The 18,649-nt window shown below is 54.7% G+C and carries 11 protein-coding genes and 1 pseudogene; 4 read left to right on the top strand and 8 right to left on the bottom strand.

The window, feature by feature from the left end; genetic code table 11:
• Positions 1 to 188 precede the first annotated feature (188 nt).
• From NYE69_RS09455 to NYE69_RS09440, 4 genes are all read right to left on the bottom strand, one after another.
• Positions 189 to 1,661 (bottom strand): aminotransferase-like domain-containing protein, encoded by a 1,473-nt coding sequence (locus NYE69_RS09455; protein ID WP_340925948.1) that lies wholly within the window; start codon positions 1,659 to 1,661, stop codon positions 189 to 191.
• 110 nt (positions 1,662 to 1,771) lie between these two features.
• A complete protein-coding gene (gene htpG / locus NYE69_RS09450; RefSeq protein ID WP_213510107.1) occupies positions 1,772 to 3,652 on the bottom strand; it encodes a molecular chaperone HtpG in 1,881 nt (626 codons plus the stop codon).
• Positions 3,653 to 3,738: 86 nt separating this feature from the next.
• On the bottom strand, positions 3,739 to 4,944 hold the full coding sequence (locus tag NYE69_RS09445) for a PstS family phosphate ABC transporter substrate-binding protein (RefSeq protein WP_340925946.1): 1,206 nt from the start codon (positions 4,942 to 4,944) through the stop codon (positions 3,739 to 3,741).
• A 13-nt stretch (positions 4,945 to 4,957) separates the two neighbouring features.
• The gene (locus NYE69_RS09440) at positions 4,958 to 6,244 is read right to left on the bottom strand and encodes a sensor histidine kinase (RefSeq protein ID WP_278738389.1); all 1,287 of its coding nucleotides are present in this window, start codon (positions 6,242 to 6,244) and stop codon (positions 4,958 to 4,960) included.
• 208 nt (positions 6,245 to 6,452) lie between these two features.
• Here NYE69_RS09440 and NYE69_RS09435 point away from each other — a divergent pair, with 208 nt between their 5' ends.
• The 3 genes and pseudogenes from NYE69_RS09435 to NYE69_RS09425 form a co-directional block, all read left to right on the top strand.
• Positions 6,453 to 7,106 carry a YitT family protein gene (locus tag NYE69_RS09435; protein WP_326047157.1) on the top strand — a complete coding sequence of 218 codons (654 nt, stop codon included), beginning with the start codon at positions 6,453 to 6,455 and terminating at the stop codon, positions 7,104 to 7,106.
• A gap of 166 nt (positions 7,107 to 7,272) precedes the next feature.
• Positions 7,273 to 9,000, top strand: coding sequence for a cellulase family glycosylhydrolase (locus tag NYE69_RS09430; RefSeq protein ID WP_340925945.1), 1,728 nt, complete (start codon positions 7,273 to 7,275; stop codon positions 8,998 to 9,000).
• 182 nt (positions 9,001 to 9,182) lie between these two features.
• Positions 9,183 to 9,521 (top strand): annotated as a pseudogene (locus NYE69_RS09425) (XRE family transcriptional regulator); the annotation flags it as partial.
• A 100-nt stretch (positions 9,522 to 9,621) separates the two neighbouring features.
• Here NYE69_RS09425 and NYE69_RS09420 read toward each other — a convergent pair.
• The 4 genes from NYE69_RS09420 to NYE69_RS09405 all read right to left on the bottom strand — a co-directional run bounded on the left by NYE69_RS09420 (position 9,622) and on the right by NYE69_RS09405 (position 16,976).
• On the bottom strand, positions 9,622 to 10,557 hold the full coding sequence (locus NYE69_RS09420; protein ID WP_340925943.1) for a bifunctional helix-turn-helix transcriptional regulator/GNAT family N-acetyltransferase: 936 nt from the start codon (positions 10,555 to 10,557) through the stop codon (positions 9,622 to 9,624).
• Positions 10,558 to 10,648: 91 nt separating this feature from the next.
• Positions 10,649 to 11,497 carry a GNAT family N-acetyltransferase gene (locus NYE69_RS09415; RefSeq protein ID WP_340925942.1) on the bottom strand — a complete coding sequence of 283 codons (849 nt, stop codon included), beginning with the start codon at positions 11,495 to 11,497 and terminating at the stop codon, positions 10,649 to 10,651.
• Between the two features lie 204 nt (positions 11,498 to 11,701).
• A complete protein-coding gene (locus NYE69_RS09410) occupies positions 11,702 to 12,049 on the bottom strand; it encodes a hypothetical protein (RefSeq protein ID WP_340925941.1) in 348 nt (115 codons plus the stop codon).
• Positions 12,050 to 12,104: 55 nt separating this feature from the next.
• The gene (locus NYE69_RS09405) at positions 12,105 to 16,976 is read right to left on the bottom strand and encodes a S8 family serine peptidase (protein WP_340925940.1); all 4,872 of its coding nucleotides are present in this window, start codon (positions 16,974 to 16,976) and stop codon (positions 12,105 to 12,107) included.
• A 603-nt stretch (positions 16,977 to 17,579) separates the two neighbouring features.
• Here NYE69_RS09405 and NYE69_RS09400 point away from each other — a divergent pair.
• Positions 17,580 to 18,401 (top strand): methyl-accepting chemotaxis protein, encoded by an 822-nt coding sequence (locus NYE69_RS09400; protein ID WP_316560755.1) that lies wholly within the window; start codon positions 17,580 to 17,582, stop codon positions 18,399 to 18,401.
• Positions 18,402 to 18,649 lie beyond the last annotated feature (248 nt).

The raw sequence follows: 18,649 nt of genomic DNA, 5'->3' as shown, positions 1-18,649 counted from the left end.
GCCGTGTACCCGCCGCGCACTTGCCCGTGTACCCGCCACGCACTTGCCCGTGTACCCGCCGCGCACTTACCCGTGTACCCGCCGCGCACTTGCCCGTGTACCCGCCGCGCACCTGCCGTGCACCCACCGCACACCTGCCGCGTACCTGCCGCGCACCTGCCGTATACCCGCTGCACACCTGCCGCTGGCTACATCATTCCCGCCGCGTTTTCCCCGATGATCCGGATGCCCTTCCCGATATCTTCATCGCTCACCCGCGAGAAGCCGATCCGCATCGTATTCCTGCCCCCGCCGTCGGTATAAAACATATCCCCGGGCGTAAAAATCACGCCTTGACGGGAACACGCCTCAAGCAGCTCCCACACGTCAAACCCTTCCGCGAATTCGACGAACAGGTGCAGCCCGCCGCTGCCGGAGAGCCGGGAATACGGGATAAACCGCTCGCAGCACGCCTTTGTCCATTCGTATTTCCGTTTATATTCCGCCCGCGCTTTTTTCAAATATTTATCCAGATGGCCGTTTTGCAAATACTGATAAAGCACCGACTGGTCCAGGGTCGAGGTATGGATGCTGCGCGCCCGCTTCACGCTTTCCAGCACATCGACCAGCTCCCGGTCCGCCAGCACCCAGCCGACGCGCATCCCCGGGAACAGCACCTTGGAGAAGCTGCCCAGGTACACCACGCTGTTCCCTTGACCCGCCATGGCGATCAGCGGCGCCACATGCGAGCCGGAATAACGCAGCTCCTCGTTGAAGCCGTCTTCGATCACCGGCACCCGATATCGCGCGAACAGCTCCAGCATGGCCAGCCTTTTCTCCGCCGAAGTGACGATCCCGGTCGGATTATGGTAAGAAGGGACCAAATAAGCGCAATCGTAGGGCCGCTGCGCCAAAGCTTTTTCCAAGCCCTTCAGGTCCATCCCGTCCTGCTCCATCGGAATGCCCGTAATCCCGAAGCCGTGCATCCGCAAATTTTTGATCGCCGTATGGTGCGTCGGATTTTCGCAAATAACCGCCCCGCCCGGCTGCCCGCCGAGGGAGGACAACACGATGTCGAGCCCCTCGGTAAAACCGCTGGTGATCAGCATATCCTTCCCCGTCAAATCGACACCCTTACGCTCCATATACTGCAGCAAAACGTCGATCAACGGCTTATAACCGTTGGCATAACCGTAATTAAGCAGCACGTTGCCTTCAATCGCCATCCGGTCCAAAAAAGCGCGCTTCACATGATCCAAATCAAACAGCTTCTCATCAGGGGCAATGCTGGTGAACGAAATCGTTCCTTTCTCCGCCCGGATGCCGCGTTTTCGGCGTTTCATATGATCGAGCTCCACCGCCAGCCGCGCCTGGCCGTTCATTCGTTCCAACCAGTCCACCTTCCACGGCGGCACGGTATCCGCGGCCGAAGCCAAAGCGGCGGCATCCGGGGCCACGAAACTGCCCTGGCCCGACACGGCGTAGATGTAGCCTTCTTCCTCCAGGGCCTCATAGGCGGAGATGACGCTGTTGCGGCTGACCGCAAGCAGCCCCGCCAGCTCCCGCGTCGACGGCAGGCGCTGATCCGGCTGCAGCGCTCCTTTGGCAATCAGCCCTTTGATATAATCCTTCACCTGAACGTAGACCGGACGGTCCGCGGTCAGCTTCAACTCGTTAAACATCGGTTCATCGCCCCCAACCTCATGATGACATCCTTATCCGAAAAATAAAAGAACCACCGTCCCGCGATTTTGTTCGGGAGGTGGTTCCTTTCCTATCCAATTGGCCGTACTTACACCATCACTTTGCAAATATCGTTCGTGAATTCGACCGGATCGGCAATCGGCAAGCCTTCGATCAGCAGCGCCTGGTTGTACAGCAGGTTCGTGTACAGGCCGAGCTTCTCTTTGTCGCTTTCGTACGCCTTTTTCAGCGACTTGAACACATCGTGGCCGACGTTGATTTCCAGCACCTTGTCGGCTTTGACATTTTGTCCGTTTGCACCCGGCATGGCGCTGAGCACCTTTTCCATTTCAATGGACAATTCGCCTTCCGTGGACAGGCAGACCGGATGCGATTTCAGCCGTTTCGAAGCTTTGACTTCCTTCACTTTGCCCGCGAGCAGCTCTTTCATCGCGGCAAACAGCTCTTTGTTGTCGTCCGCTTCCGCTTTCTCCTCGGCGGCGTCGGCTTCGATCCCCAGATCGCCGCTCGATACCGATTTGAACTCTTTGTCCTTGTAGCTCATGATCATTTTGATCGCAAATTCGTCGATATCGTCGGTAAAATACAGGATTTCGTAGCCTTTGTCCAGCACCAGCTCGGTTTGCGGCAGCTTCTCCAGCCGTTCCACCGATTCGCCGGCCGCGTAATAAATGTACTTCTGATCCTCCGGCATCCGCGACACGTATTCGTCCAGCGTAACCAGCTTCTTCTCCTTGGAGGAAGTGAACAGCAGCAGGTCCTGCAGCACCTCCTTGTTCATGCCGTAATCGTTGTACACGCCAAATTTCAACTGACGGCCAAACGACTCGTAGAACTTCTCGTATTTCTCGCGTTCGTCCTTGAGCAGGCTTTGCAGTTGGCTTTTGATCTTGCTTTGGATGTTTTTCGCAATCATTTTCAGCTGCCGGTCATGCTGCAGCAGTTCCCGCGAAATGTTCAGCGACAGGTCCTCCGAATCGACCATCCCTTTGACGAAGCTGAAATAGTCCGGCAGCAGGTCGGCGCATTTGTTCATGATCAGCACGCCGTTGGAATACAGCTCCAGGCCTTTTTCGTACTCCTTGGTGTAGTAGTCGAACGGCGTTTTTTCCGGAATGTACAAAATCGCGTTATACACGACCGCCCCGTCCGCTTTGATATGGATATGCGATACCGGCTTGTCGAACCCGTAACGTTTCTCCATATAAAAGTTTTCGTAATCTTCATCCGTCAGTTCGGATTTGTTCTTGCGCCAGATCGGCACCATGCTGTTGACGGTTTGCTCTTCCGTGTACTCCTCGAATTCGCCTTCGCTGCCTTCCTTCGGCCGGCTGCCCGTAATGTCCATCTTGATCGGATAGCGGATAAAGTCCGAATATTTCTTGATAATCGATTTCAGGCGGTATTCTTCGAGGTATTCGTCGTATTGCTCGTCCTCGGTGTTCGCTTTGATTTTCAAAATAATTTCCGTACCGACCGTATCCTTCTCGCAGGGCTCAACAATATAACCGTCCGCCCCCTGGGACTCCCACTTATAAGCCTCATCACTGCCCAGCGCCCGGCTGATTACGGTGACCACATCCGCCACCATAAACGCCGAATAGAAGCCGACCCCGAACTGGCCGATAATGTTGTGCCCGTCCTTGATTTCGTTTTCGTTCTTGAACGCGTACGAGCCGCTTTTGGCGATGACGCCGAGGTTGTTTTCCAACTCGTCTTTGGTCATGCCGATCCCCGTATCGGTGATCGTCAGCGTGCGGGAAGCCTTGTCCGGCTTCACTTTAATGAAATAGTCGTCCTTGTTGAACACCAGCTTGTCATCCGTCAACGCCCGGTAATAAATTTTATCGATGGCGTCGCTGGCGTTGGAAATCAGCTCCCGCAGAAAAATTTCCTTCTGCGTGTAAATGGAGTTGATCATCATCTCCAGCAAGCGTTTGGACTCTGCCTGGAATTGTTTTTTGGCCATGAAAAACAGGTCTCCTTTCGTTGAAACAGCCTGATCTCAAAATATTAGCACTCCAACCACCAGAGTGCTAATTCCTATTTTTTATATTATCGATCCTCATTTTCCGTGTCAATATCGGATGCCGCCGCGATCGGCGTGTACCCCGTTTGCTCGACCAAGGCTTGGCCTTGCGGGGATAAAATCCACGCGATCAGCCGGCTTACGTTCGGATTGTCGCTGCCTGCCGTCACCGCGTAAAACTCCGCGGCCAGCGGGTATTCCCCGCTTTGGATCGTCGTTTTGTCCGGCTTCACTCCATCGATCTCCAGCAGCCGGATTTGCCCGTTGTGCGCCATTTCCGTCGCAAAGAACAAAAAAGAGTACCCGAGGGCGTTCGGGTAGTTGCGGTAATCGGCCGTTTGCGCGATAATCCCGCCCATCCCCGACACCACGTCTTTTTGCGGGGGCGCCATCAGCTCTTTTCCTTCCATCAGCTTCTGCAGCATCGTTTGGCTGCCGCTGCCCTCCGGACGCTGGAAAGCGCGGATTTTGCCGCTTCGGCCGCCGACCTCGCTCCAGTCGGTAATCTCCCCGGCGTAAATGGCCTGAATCTGCCGTGTGGACAGTCCCTGCACCGGGTTGTCCGCATGGACGAAAAACACGAAAGCCTCGCGCCCAATCGGCGTCAGCTTCAGCTCAAGCCCTTGTCTTTTCGCCTGCGCCAGCTGGAGGCTGGAAGGAGCGGCGGCAAAAATGACGTCGGCCTGCCCATCCAGCAAATTTTTGTAGGCTCCCGGCGTCGTATTCGCCATCACTTCGCTGTCGTAAAGGGCGTATTCCTTGCGGGGGTACACCGCCTGCGCAAAAGCCGAATAAAGCGGGTAAAGCGCGGTGGCCCCGTCCATCCTCGGCAGATCTTCAAGCAGCGTCAGCGACGAAGGCTCCGTCAACACTGCGACTTCCCCGTTATTTTGAAAAGGCCGGTACTGCTCCAGGTCCACGTCTTGATCGCTGACAACGGCAAAGCTGTTGTGGTAAGCCTGGTTGATTTCGTACGCCGCCACGGCTGCTCCGCATGCCGCCAAACAGCCCAGCAGCACGTAATTGACCGTACGCGCGCGCCCGGGCAGAAACGTGCGGGCAATCACAAACAAAACAAGTATACCGGCCACCGCCAGCGCGAGCGGCGCGTAAAATTTCTGCCCCCCCATAAATGCGGTTATGAACGCCGTCACCGCGCCCGCAAACAAAATGACGAACGCCGCCGCCAAACAGCCTAGAACTTTCAGCAAAATCCTCCCGCCTTGTTTCATTATGTTTTCCTCCTCATTGTGCAGCTTCCAAATCCCGCATCGCATAAAGCGGCAGGCTAATCGTAAATTCCGTGCCTTCGCCCGGCTCGCTGCTTACCGATACCGTTCCGCCCAACGACAAGATCGCTTGGTACGAAAACGTCAGCCCGAGCCCGGTGCCGCCCGATTTGGTCGAGAAATAAACGGAGCCCAGGCGCCGGGTCTGCTCTTCCGTCATCCCGATGCCGTTATCCTTGATGGACAGCACCACCTTCTCCGCAGCCGTCTGCAGCTTGAGGATGACTTTGCCCTGCCGCAGGGGCGCTTCGGCGCAGGCCTCCACCGCGTTTTTGATGAAATTGACGAGCACCTGCTTCATTTTATCGGGATTGGCCATGATCCATAAAGGCTCCTTATCCGCGGGATACTCGATTTCCATCTCCACATTGTGCATATTGGCGAACGGATTCATGACATCCCTTGTAATTTCCAGCAGCTCCTGCAGGTTGGTAGGCATCTCTCTATCGGCAATCGGCTTCGAGATCGCAAGATACTCCGACAATATGTATTCCGTACGTCCGATTTCGCTCATGCAAATGTCGATATAACGGGCTGTCTTTTCCCGGTCCGCCGCGCCTTCCTTGATCAAGGTCAAGAAGCCTTTGACCGCCGTTAACGGATTGCGCACCTCGTGAACCAGCGAGGCCGCGACTTGGCTGATCGCCCGTACCCGCTCCTGCTGCGCGTAGTTGATATACAACTCCTTGTCGGCGACCGCTTTTTTGAAAAACGTAATCAGCAGCCAGCAGCCGATCGAATTTTGCGCAGGGATGACGAAGAGATGAAAAAACAAATGGTTCAAAACCGACTGCGGGTTGTACAAATACACCATACCGATGGGAATCGCCGAAAAAAACAAACCTGCCGCTATAATGACGGGCAGCTTGCGGCTGGTCCGCTGGTAAATCCGGTACAGGACGAGCGAAACCGGGAAGGTAACCAGCGTGATGAGCAGCGCAATGAACGTACCTTCACCCCCGAGATATAAGCGGTACAATATAAATTCCGCCAACAGGATCAAACCGATCTGCAGCCCGCCGAAAATCAAGCCGAAAAATATGATGATATATCGAATGTCGTAAGTATATCCGGGAACGGTGCTGATCCCAAAGGTCATCGATAAGAAAAGGCAAATCATGCTCGTGGCGATGATGAATTTCGGCGTATAATTTTGCGTGCGGTCGCGATAAAACAGGTTAAACATGACTAAAGGCATATGGGCAAAAAAGAGCTGGAGGATTATTTCCTTAACATACAACATCATGCGCATTCACCCTTCGTCAAAAGACATGGTCGGCCCACCCGGATTCACCCTAAATTATTCCATATCCCTCCGGTAAATCCTCTTTCTTTCGAAGGGTTCTCTCAAGTTTCTTGGTTCGAAAGAAGGCATGGCCGGTTGTCCCGATGCATAGGTTGTATAAGCAGGACTAGCCTGCGACTCCATTACCTGCAAAAGGATGATTCCCGTGAACCGCAATCGCCAAGCTTACCGGGCTTTTCTTCTACGCCGCCTGTGGAAAAAAACAATCCACATCCTTGCGGGCTCCCTGATCCAGGGCTGCGCCATGGGCGTTTTTTTGTTTCCGCACTCCATTCCCTCCGGCAGCGGCGCAGGCCTTGCGATGCTGCTGAATTACTGGTTTCATCTGCCGCTTAGCATCGGATTTTGGCTGGTCAACATCTCGTTCCTTCTGTTTGCGGTGCATTATCTGGGGCGGGTCAGCGCGTTCGGGACGATTATGGTCATCACGATAACCTCGGTTTCCGTCAATTTTTTTGAAGTGTATGTCAAAACGCCGTTCGGCAGCTTATGGATCAATTTGCTGGTCGGCTCCGTCATTTTGGGCACCGGCATTTCCATCCTGTTCAGGGAGCGAGTGACGAACGGAGGAATCGGTTTTGTTGCGCTGGCCATCGCGAAATCGCGGAGAATCAATCCCGGGACCTCTTTGTTTATCATAAACGTTCTCATTTTTTCGCTGACTGCGATCGTGATCGATTGGAAGATTATTATCCAAGCCCTTATATGCCAGTGGATATCGACACGCGTCATCAAGTGGCTGCACCGTCCCTCTTTGTTGGGAAGAGCGTTTTTCCATTTGGCCTGGCGCAAAAAATAATCCGCAGTACATGTAAAATTATGATATGATTTTACATACAATTTTTAGGGTATTTTCCAGTTTGGATTGTATGGTAATTTAATAATTAGAAAGCGTTTTCAAAACACCAGGTACGGCGGAAGCGCGTTCATCGTATTTTAAACTTAAAGGAGGTTCCGACATTACTATGCGAAAAAAGAAATTAAAATCCGGTTTGGCGCTCACGATGGCCGCCGCCCTGTTGATCACCTTGTTTTCCACGGTGGTGTCCGCGGCCGATGATGTGCCGGAAAGCATGGCGCAGAGCTCAGCCAAAAAGAGCATGCAGGCCTATGTCGAAGCCATGCAGCCGGGATGGAACCTGGGCAATACCCTGGATTCCACGGGTTCCGACGAAACGTCCTGGGGCAACCCCCGCATCACCCGCGAGCTGATTCAACAGATCGCCGCGCAAGGCTACAAAAGCATCCGGATTCCGGTTACCTGGGATAGCCATATCGGAAAAGCGCCGGACTATACGATTGAACCGGCCTATCTGGATCGGGTGGAGGAAGTGGTGAATTGGGCGCTTGAAGCCAAGCTGTACGTCATGATCAACGTCCATCACGATTCCTGGATGTGGATTAGCCACATGGAGAAAAACCACGATGAAGTGCTGGCCCGCTACGAAGCGGTGTGGACGCAGGTCGCGGAGCGCTTCAAAAATCATTCCTCCAAGCTGATGTTCGAAGGCATCAATGAGCCCCGTTTTACCGACGGCGGAACGACCGACCGGGCCAAGCAATACGAGATGCTGAAGGAGCTGCTTGTATCTTTTCACCGGATCGTCAGGGATTCCGGCGGCTTGAACGCTACGCGCCCGCTGGTGCTGCCGACGAGGGAATCTTCTCCGGCGCAGGACGATTTGGATGAGCTGTACAAAACGATTCAAACGTTAAACGATCCGAACCTGATCGCGACCGTTCATTATTACGGCTTCTGGCCGTTCAGCGTGAATGTCGCCGGGTACTACAAGTTCGAAAAGGATGCGCAGCAGGATATCGTCACGACGTTCGACAACGTCCACAACACCCTGGTCGCTAAAGGCATTCCCGTCATTCTTGGGGAGTACGGGCTGCTGGGCTTCGACAAGGGCACCCATGTGATCGAGCAAGGCGAAAAATTGAAGTTTTTCGAAGCTTTGACCCATGATGTCCAGCAGAAAAAGATCACCCATATGCTGTGGGACAACGGCCAGCATTTCAACCGGCTCACGTATAAATGGTCCGATGACGAGCTGTTCCAAATGATGAAAGCAAGCTGGAAAAAACGTCCCGCCACGGCGGAAACCGATCTGGTGTACTTAAGAAAAGGCGGGAAAATTCAGGACGCCAAAATCCCGCTCAATCTGAACGGAAACCAGCTCACCGTTTTGTTTGCGGACGGACAAAGGTTAAAAAAGGGGATGGATTACGAGATAAGCGGCCGGGAACTGACGCTGAAATCCGGCCTGCTCGACCGCCTGACGGACGGCGGCGCTCCGGGGCTGAACGCGGTTTTGTCCGCCCGCTTCAGCTACGGCCCGGATTGGCGGCTGAAAGTGTATGTGTACGATACGCCGGTGCTGAGCGGCGCGTCGGGAACGACCGGAGCGTTTGCGGTCCCGGCCGCGTTTAACGGCAATCTTCTGGCGACGATGGAGGCGGTTTACGCCGACGGCAGCAATGCCGGTCCGCAAAACTGGACCTCTTTCAAGGAATTCGGCTATACGTTTGTGCCCGACTATGAAACAGGCGTCATCAAGCTGCAGCCGGAATTTTGGCGTGAAGTGAACGACGGCGAGGTGACGCTGAAGTTCCATTTCTGGAGCGGCGAAATCGTGGCGTACAAAGTCGTCAAGAGCGGCACGAACGTGACGGGGACGAGTGCGAAGTAACAGCGAGTGTGATACGACAGGTAAGTTCCACGCAATAGTGGCGCACAAAATCCGCGATATGCAGATGAAATGCAAAAGTGCAGGCGATTTTCACCCAAATGGCCCCGAAATGGCCGATCAAATGCAAAAGTGCAGTTCATACTCGCGAAATTAACCATAATTTGTAAAAACGACCTGATGTCCGGGATTTCCGCCTGGACAGCGGGTTCGACATTCTCCATTCCAGCGGCGTATTGCACTATATCCCGCCGGAGGAACGGGAGGACATTTTCGCCAACTATAAACTGTTCACGAATCCAAACGGTCTGCACGTATTTAACGTGTTCGTCCATAAGCCATTCATCGCGCCGCCCCCGGAAAAAGAACCCCACTCCTACCTTTGGCGTTCGGGCGAACTGCTGGGCCTTTACCACGACTGGCTGATCCGGGACAGCGCGGAGATAGTGTTCGACTGTAACTCTTCGGGCATCCCTCATCAACACGCCATGACGAAAATGATCGCGGAGAAACTCTCCGGTTGACTTGTAAGGCGAGGAGCCCCCTGCCTTATCTCACGTAACCCCCCGCCTTGCCCCATACAAGAAGCCCCCGCCTTATAATAAGGCAGGGGCTTTCGCATTTTCATTTACCCTGAGTCAGCTCATACGTCAGTTCAACCAAAGGCTTGCCCCAGTCGTTGCTGGGATGCTCCGCGACTTTGACGAAGCCCGCCCGCGTGTACATCCGGATCGCTTGCTGCTGGTCCTCCGTCGTTTCCAGGAAGACTTTCGGGTAGCCTTTTTCCCGGCAATAGTTCATCGCTTCGTCCAGCAGCCTGCGCCCAAGTCCGATCCCGCGGTACTGCGGATGCACGACAAACCAGCGGAGCTGGGCTTGGTCCGGCGAATGCTCGACGATGGCGATCGCGCCCACCATATTGCCGTTCGCTTCCGCAAACCAAAACCGGTCCTTGCCCGGGCTGTAGTTTTCAAAAAACTCGTGAAACGTTTTGCACACGTACCCTTCAAACCGGTGGTTGTAGCCGCGCTCCTGGTAAATCCAACCGTGCAGATGGACCAGGTAGCCGGCGTCCCCGGGCCGCAGCTCGCTGCGGATGACGATTTCCTCCCCCGTCAGCGCCGGTTTCTCCGACAGCGCCGCTTCAATCGATTGCATCCCCCGGGCGAGCTGCAGCTGCTCCTGCTCCGGCAGACGGCTGATCATTTGATAGATTTGGCCGTCGGACAACCCGTTGAGCCGGGCCAACGTCTCCTTCCCCTGCTCGGTCAGGAACAGATAATACAGCCGCCCGTCCTCCTTGGACTGCTCCCTGTAGGCGAGGCCCATTTTTTCGAAGCGTTTGATGATCCGGCTTAAATAACCGGGGTCAATACTCAGCAGCTCGATCAGCATTTTGGCCGTACAGTTTGGGGTGTTGCCGATTTCGTAAAGCACCCGGGCCTCCGACAACGAAAAATCGCTATTCAGCATATGCTGATCCAACAGCCCGAGGATATTCGTATAAAACCGGTTAAACCTGCGGACGGCCTGAATGATAGGGTGATGGACGGAATTCATGGGTTACCTCCTAAAAAAGCCAAAGAATAGTAATCCCATCATAAAGCATTTAATTTGACTTAGTCAACTAATTTGCGTTTAGCATCAGCAACTACATGGCGCCGGCCGGCAAACGATAATAAGGGATCATCAGCGAAGGCACGAATCCCAGCTTCTGGGCCAGCCTGTATGAGCCTTCATTTTCCCGGCGGCAGGACCAGACCGGCTTCAGGCCTTGCCGCAGGCAGTAATCGATCAGCGCCGAGCATACGGCGGCCGCAAAACCTCTTCCGCGGTATTTTTCAGCAGTCTCTATGCCGATTTCCAGCTCTTTTTCGGTGATGAACGCAGAGAACGCCGTAGCGGCGATTTCCCCCTCGCAAATTAGGCTGAATCCAACCCCCATTCGCTCAAACTCAACTTCATCCTTCCAGAAAAAACGCGGCACAACCGCCCCCGGAGCGGCAAGGAACATCTCCTTCGTCGTTCTGACGATCTCGCAGCCCGCCAAATTTGCCGGCTTCGCGGCAATCCGGTATTTGTCCCGCTCAAAACGAAAGTTAACCCGTGTATACTCGACTGCCTTAGGGGATGCAGCTGCGATTTCTTCCTGCAGCTCCGTACTCCTCACCACCAACTCCGAGCCGAGCATTTGACGAATCCGCCCGTTCCAGTCGGCCGGGTAGGCCTGCAGCCATTCGTGGCCGCTGCGCGCTCGGGCTTTGTCCAGTAAATATTGCTGCAGCCACTGGTTAAAGCCGGGCTTGTCCGCAGCGCCAAACAACAAGGACATCCCGTAAGGGTGGACGACATAAAACACGCTTGGGTTTGCCTCGTCGTCGGCGTAAACTTGCCCCGGCGTATTCCCGTGAATCACGGACTCCGCAAATAATGTGTTAAAACCCACTTCCCGCAAAGGCTTCTCGGCTTTCTTGTAATCCCGGACGTCAAGCAGAATCATCGGTTTCCCTCCTGAAATGAACCCGCATTTTGATGCGTAAACATGCGGACATCGCTTTTTATGTGTCATTGTAACGTTGCGGCAGCCTGGCGGACAAGGGATGTTTTCACAAAAAAAAGCCCCGCTTGGGCCAAGCGGGACCTTCAGGTCAAAATGTTAAGCATGCTCCTGTGCAGTCATGACCGCTAAGTATGTTTAAGGCGTTCACTTCTTCTCCACCTGCAGCAAAGTGATGCGTTTCGTCGCGTAAGTGTCTTTGAGCCGCTCCTCGGGAATGACGTTCAGCTTAATCAATCCCGCCACCTTTTGCGCATCCGCTTTGGAAATCAAACGCCATACCTCAGGGTCGGGGAGCGCTTCGTACAGCTTTTGGTCGTCATATTCCTTCCGTTCCTGAATAACCGTCTTCACCCGGTAGTTCCCGATTTCCAGCTCGTCAGCTCCCTGCTCGAGACAATGCTTCAAAATTTCGCTGCGCAGTTCGGCCATTTCCAGCTCCGCCTCTTTTTGCTGCTGCTTTAATTGATAATACCGCTTCACTTTTTTATCCAACCTGCTCACGCTCCTTCTAAGGCATGTATATGAACGGACAAGGTGGAATAAAACTTTACTTCCTATACTGAGTGAAAATGCGGTAGATCACGACAGCCGCTTCAGCGCGGGTGGCCCCTTGCTGCGCGTCAAACTTGCCGGCCGATTTGCCCTTCATCACGCCAAGCTTGGCGGCGAGGCCAACCGACTCCTTCGCCCAGCCCGGAATTTGCGCCTGATCGGTGAAGCCGGAAGGTGCCGCAGCCGTTCCTGCCGTCCCCAGGTCCAGGTGAGCCAGCGCCTTGGACAAAATAACGGCCATTTCGGCGCGGGTAATCTGCCGGTTTGGCCCAAAGGCGCCGTTTTCATAGCCGGTAATAAGCCCTTTGGCGGCGGCGATGCCCAACGTATCCGCAAACCAGCTGTCCGCCGGGACGTCGCTGAAATTGGCTTTTCCGGCCGCGCCCTCATCCGCTTCCAGCTCCAGCGCCCGAACCAGCAGCGAGACGAATTCGGCGCGGGTGACTTTGGAACCCGGAGCAAACGCGTTGGCGCTCCTCCCGGTTACGATGTTTTGGGCCGCCAAAACCTCAATTTCGTTCACCGCCCATGGATAACCCGCCTCGGTTACGTCGGCAAACGAAATTTCTCTGGCCATAAACATGTAACGGCCAAAGCCGTTCAAATGAGCCACCACTCTATCATTAACAAGCCGCCCTGCATGCTGTTCAAGTACGCCTTGGCCGCCGAGCTTAAACAGGCCGAGCTTTTCTCCGTTCACGCCTCCCGCGTTCAGGACGCTTAGAGGAATCGAAGCCTCGGCAGGCTTGCGGAAAACCACGTTCTCGATCGGCTTCCCGTCTTTATCCAAAAGGGCTAAGTCGTAATAAACCCCAAACGGTTTCAGCTCCGCGCCAAGCTTCAGCCCCTCGATCAACGTGGTCGCGTCGGATTCGGAAGCGGGCGCCACCTGCACAAAAGCCGCCTCCGGCGATGGGATGGCCCCGGCCGGAATCGTAAGCGTAAAGCCGTTCGGCAAAGTGATAACCGTTGGCTCATTCGCTTTGATCGCTTCTTTTACCGCTTGGCTGGGAGGCGATTGCTTTTGCTGTTCTTGCTGGTTTTGCATTATTATTCTGCCGCTGTTCTTTCCGTCGCTGTTCTTTCCGTCACCGTTCTTTCCGCCGCCGCCACCCGTGCCCGAGGATGCTTCGGTAACAGTAACGCCTACGGTCGCCGTCAAACCTTCATAAGTAACCTTGATCTTGGTTTTGCCGGGTTTATGCGCGGTCACCGTCCCTTTCGACACGGTTATAATTTGCGGCTCCTCCGGCCCATAGTAAACCGCATAAGTCACGTCTGTGACCGTTCCGGCGGTGTCCTTGTAAGCGACGGTCAACCGGCCGTTTTTCCCTTCTTCAAGGGATAAGCTTTGCGGCGTTACATGCAGTTCGGCCCGCTCTTCAACCGTCACTTGAGTGTCGGAGACCAATCCCGCCGGAATTTCGTTCCCGTTCTGATCGTACAATGCCAGGTTAGCTACCTGGAAAGTATATTGCCCGGCAGGAGCCCCCTGAAACGTAAAAGTAGCCAAAGAGCCATCGCCGGCATACCCTTGTGCGTCATGCAAGCTCTCCATAAATTCAAACCGGGTCTGGCCATCATCCAGTTCATAAACCGCCTTAGACACCGTCAGCGGGCGATCCGGGTTTTGCGCCGCCTGGCGCGCGCTAAGCTCAGGGCTTGGCGCAACGCTGACCTGTTCCAACTCACTGCTGTACAACAAATCGAATTTGGCGGCGTATACGGCCTCCGTAACCGAAAACAGCACATCCAGCTTAAACGGGTCATTCCGCTGTACCCGGGAAGGCTCGACAAAAGGAGTGACGTAACCCGAAAGCGTATAATTAACCACGTGGGCCGGAGTTACCAAACCGTTACCCGCCAAGTCGTATACGTAAATTTCATACGTATTGTCCCCTGGTGCAATCGGGACCTCAATGGTGAAATGGCCCGTGTCGTCAATGGTCCCATCCATCTGTTCCCGCTCGCCGTCCCCGTTGCCGTCAAACAAGGCGGCCACGCCAATCACATCGCTTACCGCCGCCCCGGCCTCGGAAACCAGCAAATCGATCAGCAGATCTTCCGTGACCTGACCGGAGATCGTCCCTCGAAGGCTGGCCGCGTCTACCTTAATGGCTGGGTCGCTTAACTGCGATACCGGAGCCTTTCTGTCCACGATAAACACCTCGAACTGATTCTCTAAAGGCACGGCATCCGCCAGGCTGGTGCCGACCCAAGGCTCCAACAGGTAACCGCCATCCGGGAGATCCACGCCGTCCCAGCCGCGAAGAGCGTAGCTGTCCGGAGAAACGTCGTCTTCAACTTCAATCAACGAACCGAGCCAACTGCCGTCCAAGGCGAAAACATCCAGGGAAAAATACTCGGTATATTCATTGACCGTAAACGTGATGTCCGCCGTATCGAACCTGCCGTCCCCATTCGGCGAGAACGGATTCGGAGTTAATGCGAGATCCGTGACGGCATCCGCCTGCGGGGCTTCACCGACATAAACCGAAACCGGTATATGGATAACGTGTCCGCTCGAAGATTCCGTCAGGATCAGCTCGCCTTCATAACGCTGGCTAGCGGCTTCCTCCGGCGCTTCCACCGCTACGGTGAACGAGGTTTCCCCGCCCGCCGCAACCTCGGCCCGGGTTTCGGACAAGGTCAAAGTTACGGGAGAACCGCCGCCATACCAAACGGATTCAATAGAATAGTCCGACGCTTCCCCGGCGATATCTTTAACGATGACCTCACGCTGCACCGCTGACCCGTATCCGACATAACCGAACGAGAGGCTGCCCGTATAATACGGCGTAGGCTCGTTGCCGTCAACGGAATCGGTCGTGTCCCCGGCCAGCGCCACCGCCTTCGCTTCGGCAACTTGATCCAGGCTGACACGCCCGGCCCCCTGATCCATATGCGAGTAGCGGCTGCCGCTGCGGTCGGACAACTTAAGCGCATTATTCATCAGCAGCGCTTTGATTTCATAAGGCCCAAGCTCGGGATAATGCTGCTTAAGCAGCGCCGCGGCTCCCGCGATATGCGGGGCGGCCATGCTCGTGCCGTTTTGCGCTTCATACCAGCCTTCATAATCCGGCACGCTGGAACGGATGGCGACCCCCGGCGCGGAAATATCCGGCTTGATGTCATAAGAAGGTTTGGACGGCCCCCGCGAGCTGAAAGCGGCCATAATGTCCTGTTCGACCGTTGAGCCAAATTTAGCCGCAAGCTCCTGCCGATCCAGCGCAGCTATGATTCGCTCTCCGTCCGCCCCGGACAACGCGTATACCGGGATCGTCACGTCGGCGTCACCCAGAGTGCCGCTTTCCAGCGCTTCCGGCAGGTTGTTGTAGATAATCGCGGCAAGGGCTCCGGAGGCTTGCGCGTTCAACGCTTTTTCCGCAAAGGGAATCTCCCCGCGTTTAATAAAAGCGACTTTTCCGCTCCAATCCCTGCCCTCGAAATCGCCTGGTCTGCCTAACCCGGCATCGCCGAGCGGATAGGACTCGGTCAGGTTTTCCAGGCCTGCCGATTTATCGAACGTGTCCATATAAAACGGATCGCCTTCCAGCCCGGCAATTTCCATAACCGGCGTATCCAGCGGAGGTTTGGAAGCGCCAACCGTAATCGCCAGTTCCGCGCTGCCCGGGTCCCCTACCGTGGCCTCTTCGGGACCGGAGTTGCCGCTGGATACGACCGCGATGACACCAGCCTTCATCGCATTGTTGACGGCTACGGAATCCGCCGACCGCTCGTTGTTGGAATCCGAGCCGAGCGACAAGTTGATGACGTCCATCCCATCCGCCACCGCCCGTTCGATCCCGGCGATCACGTTCTCCGTCGTACCGCTGCCATACGGCCCCAGCACCTTGTACGCATGGATTTCCGCTTCCGGTGCGACGCCTTCGATCCCCGCTTGGCTATCCGCGCCCGTGCCGCGCCCGGCCACGATCCCGGACACGTGGGTTCCGTGCGAGGTCCAAAACGGTTTGCCGTCCTCGTTTACCTCCGGAAGCGCCGGATCATTTTCCCGCGCTTTCTCGTAATCTTCCTTGGTCGTTTCGTACGGCTCGTTATCCTCATTCACGAAATCGTATCCCCAATCGCCGTCGGGAACGGCGGCCGCCAGATCGGGATGATCCTTGGCCACGCCGGTGTCGATGACCCCAACCTTGATCCCCCGGCCTTTGATCCCTTGCTCCCAAAAAACTTCGCTGCCGATAAACGGAACGCTGCCCAAAGGAGCGGACGGGGCCTCTTCTTCGGCGGTGGCGTACACCTCGTTGTTCGGGTACACCGCTTTGACCCCGGGAAGCTTAAGCAAATTTTCCACTTGATTGGCGGCGATCGTTAAAGAAAAACCGTTGAAAATTCCTGAATAAGAGCGCTTGAATTTTGCGTTCAATTTGCTGATCGCCTGCTTTTTGAACGTTTGCTGCTCCAAATTCACCGTTTGCTTATGCGTGGACAACGACTTGCTGCTGCGCAGCTTGCTTCCGGCCGCTTCGAACACTTTGACCGGAGCTTCCCGCAATTCTACGATGACGGAAATCCGCTCCGTGCCATCCGATAGAGGCACAAAGCTTTGCGGTTCCACCGCGGCGGAATCCGGGGCGGCGTCCTGCCGCTCCAACTGCAATCCAGCGCCGAGCAGCGGGGTTTTTGCCGACTTCGCGCCGGCCGGCCCTTTCTTGCTCTGCAGCCGAAGCTCCTTCGCCTTGACCGCATCGAGCACTTCGGGGGCGGCGGGATTCAGCTTGGAAACGGCGCCCTTCCCTTCTTCCGCCCCCTGCCGGGCGTCTCCTTCAGCCCCCGCCAGCGGCAGCAGCAGCGAAAACGCCAGCAGGAAGCTTAATAGCCCTCCGGCAACTCTCTTGCTCAAACTCTCACTCTCCCTCTCTATATGTAGTTTTCTAGAAGATGAAACAAGTTGACATATAATATTTATTTTGGAAATTATAATAAATTCCCATTTTATTTCAGGGAAAAAAAGTCATTTGCAATAACAGCCCCGCGAAAAACATAAGGGCAAAAAATGTCGCTATTCCGGCGATACCTATCCGTTTGCGAGAAATAGAGGCCATATATGTCGCTATTTTCTCGAATCACAAGGAAATGCCCGCATTTTGAACCCTTCAATGGAAAATAAGAACAAAAAAATCCGCTAATGGGGATAAACATGTTTGGCTTCGGAAAATAAGAACATTAAGTTCCGCTATTTTGAAGGCCGATGGTCTTCGTCGTTCCAATCACCGGATGTCAAGCGCCGATTTCTAAGTTGAGCCCACAAAGAAAGCCCGGAACCCGCTGCTATAGCCTGATCTCCAGGCTTTCCGCATGGCTTATATTCATCGTCACCTACGATTCTACTATCGTCTTGCAAGCTAGGAAGTCAACAAAATTTTAAATTCTTTTATCTTAAAAAAAATCATCAACTGCCGATATTTTCTTATACGCATTTATAAAGGGGAGGACGAGGACATACATGGATATTATTGCTGCACTGGTACAAGCTGCACCTTATTTCAAGCAAATTCATTCCCAGGATATTATGATCGGCATTACGGACCGGGAGATTTTTCACTATTACGCTCCCAGCCGGACGCTGGATTTCGGTTTGGTTAAAGGAAGCCCAGTTCCTCCCGAAGATCCCACTTTGAAGAATGCCTTGGCCGGGCAAAGAACGATCAACCGGCTTCCCGCGGAAATTTACGGCAACCCGGTCATTTCGGCGGGCGTGCCCGTTTACGGTCCGGATCAAGAAGTCGTCGGGGCCTTTGCCATCGCATACACGCTGGAAAACGAACAAAAGCTGGAGGCGTTGATGGAGGAAGTGAACGGGATCACCGGCCACTTGGTCGATATGGTTCAGAACGTGGCGGCCCATTCGGAGGAACTGTCCGCGACGACCGAGCAAATTCTCGAGAACACCCGCAAGACGGTAGAAGATTCGGAACAGGTAGGCAAGGTGGCCGGTTTTATCCGCGAAATCTCCGACCAAACGAATCTGCTGGGCCTGAACGCCGCCATCGAGGCCGCTCGCGTGGGAGAGCTCGGAGCCGGCTTCGGCGTGGTGGCAAACGAAGTCCGCAAGCTGTCCGTTCATTCCAAAGAAGCGACGCAGAACATCGAGAAATCGCTGGTCACCGTACAGCGCTCCATCGAACAGATGGAAAGGGAAATTCAAGCGATCGCCGCCTCCTCCAATGTTCAGGCGGAGCTCGTCAATGAATTCAGCGAAGTGATCGACCGCCTGAACCAGGCCAGCAAGGAAATGGCCGTGTTTATCCAGTCGTTCACGAGGTAGTTTTGCCGGGAAGCGAAAACGGGGCCGCCCGGACGTAAGAAATCAGCGCTTGACGGCCAGTTGCCGGGATGAGGAACCGTCTGCCGTCAAAATAGCGGCACTTTATGTACTTATTATCCGGAGCCGAGCCTGTCCGTTCCCAATTAACGGCATTTTTTGCACTTATTTTCCGATGTATGGCCCGGAACGCCGGCATTTCCTGGCGACGGGGCAAAATAGCGGCATAAATGGCCTCTATTTCTCTCAAA

Origin of the sequence: Paenibacillus sp. FSL R5-0527, assembly GCF_038008055.1 — a bacterium.
GTDB classification, from domain to species: domain Bacteria; phylum Bacillota; class Bacilli; order Paenibacillales; family Paenibacillaceae; genus Fontibacillus; species Fontibacillus macerans.
This window is presented reverse-complemented; position numbering and strand designations above follow the sequence as displayed.

Coding starts and splice junctions, on each gene's coding strand:
- NYE69_RS09455 (WP_340925948.1), bottom strand. CDS start 1,661: ATGTTTAACGAGTTGAAGCTGACCGCGGACCGTCCGGTCTACGTTCAG.
- htpG (WP_213510107.1), bottom strand. CDS start 3,652: ATGGCCAAAAAACAATTCCAGGCAGAGTCCAAACGCTTGCTGGAGATG.
- NYE69_RS09445 (WP_340925946.1), bottom strand. CDS start 4,944: ATGAAACAAGGCGGGAGGATTTTGCTGAAAGTTCTAGGCTGTTTGGCG.
- NYE69_RS09440 (WP_278738389.1), bottom strand. CDS start 6,244: ATGTTGTATGTTAAGGAAATAATCCTCCAGCTCTTTTTTGCCCATATG.
- NYE69_RS09430 (WP_340925945.1), top strand. CDS start 7,273: ATGCGAAAAAAGAAATTAAAATCCGGTTTGGCGCTCACGATGGCCGCC.
- NYE69_RS09420 (WP_340925943.1), bottom strand. CDS start 10,557: ATGAATTCCGTCCATCACCCTATCATTCAGGCCGTCCGCAGGTTTAAC.
- NYE69_RS09415 (WP_340925942.1), bottom strand. CDS start 11,497: ATGATTCTGCTTGACGTCCGGGATTACAAGAAAGCCGAGAAGCCTTTG.
- NYE69_RS09400 (WP_316560755.1), top strand. CDS start 17,580: ATGGATATTATTGCTGCACTGGTACAAGCTGCACCTTATTTCAAGCAA.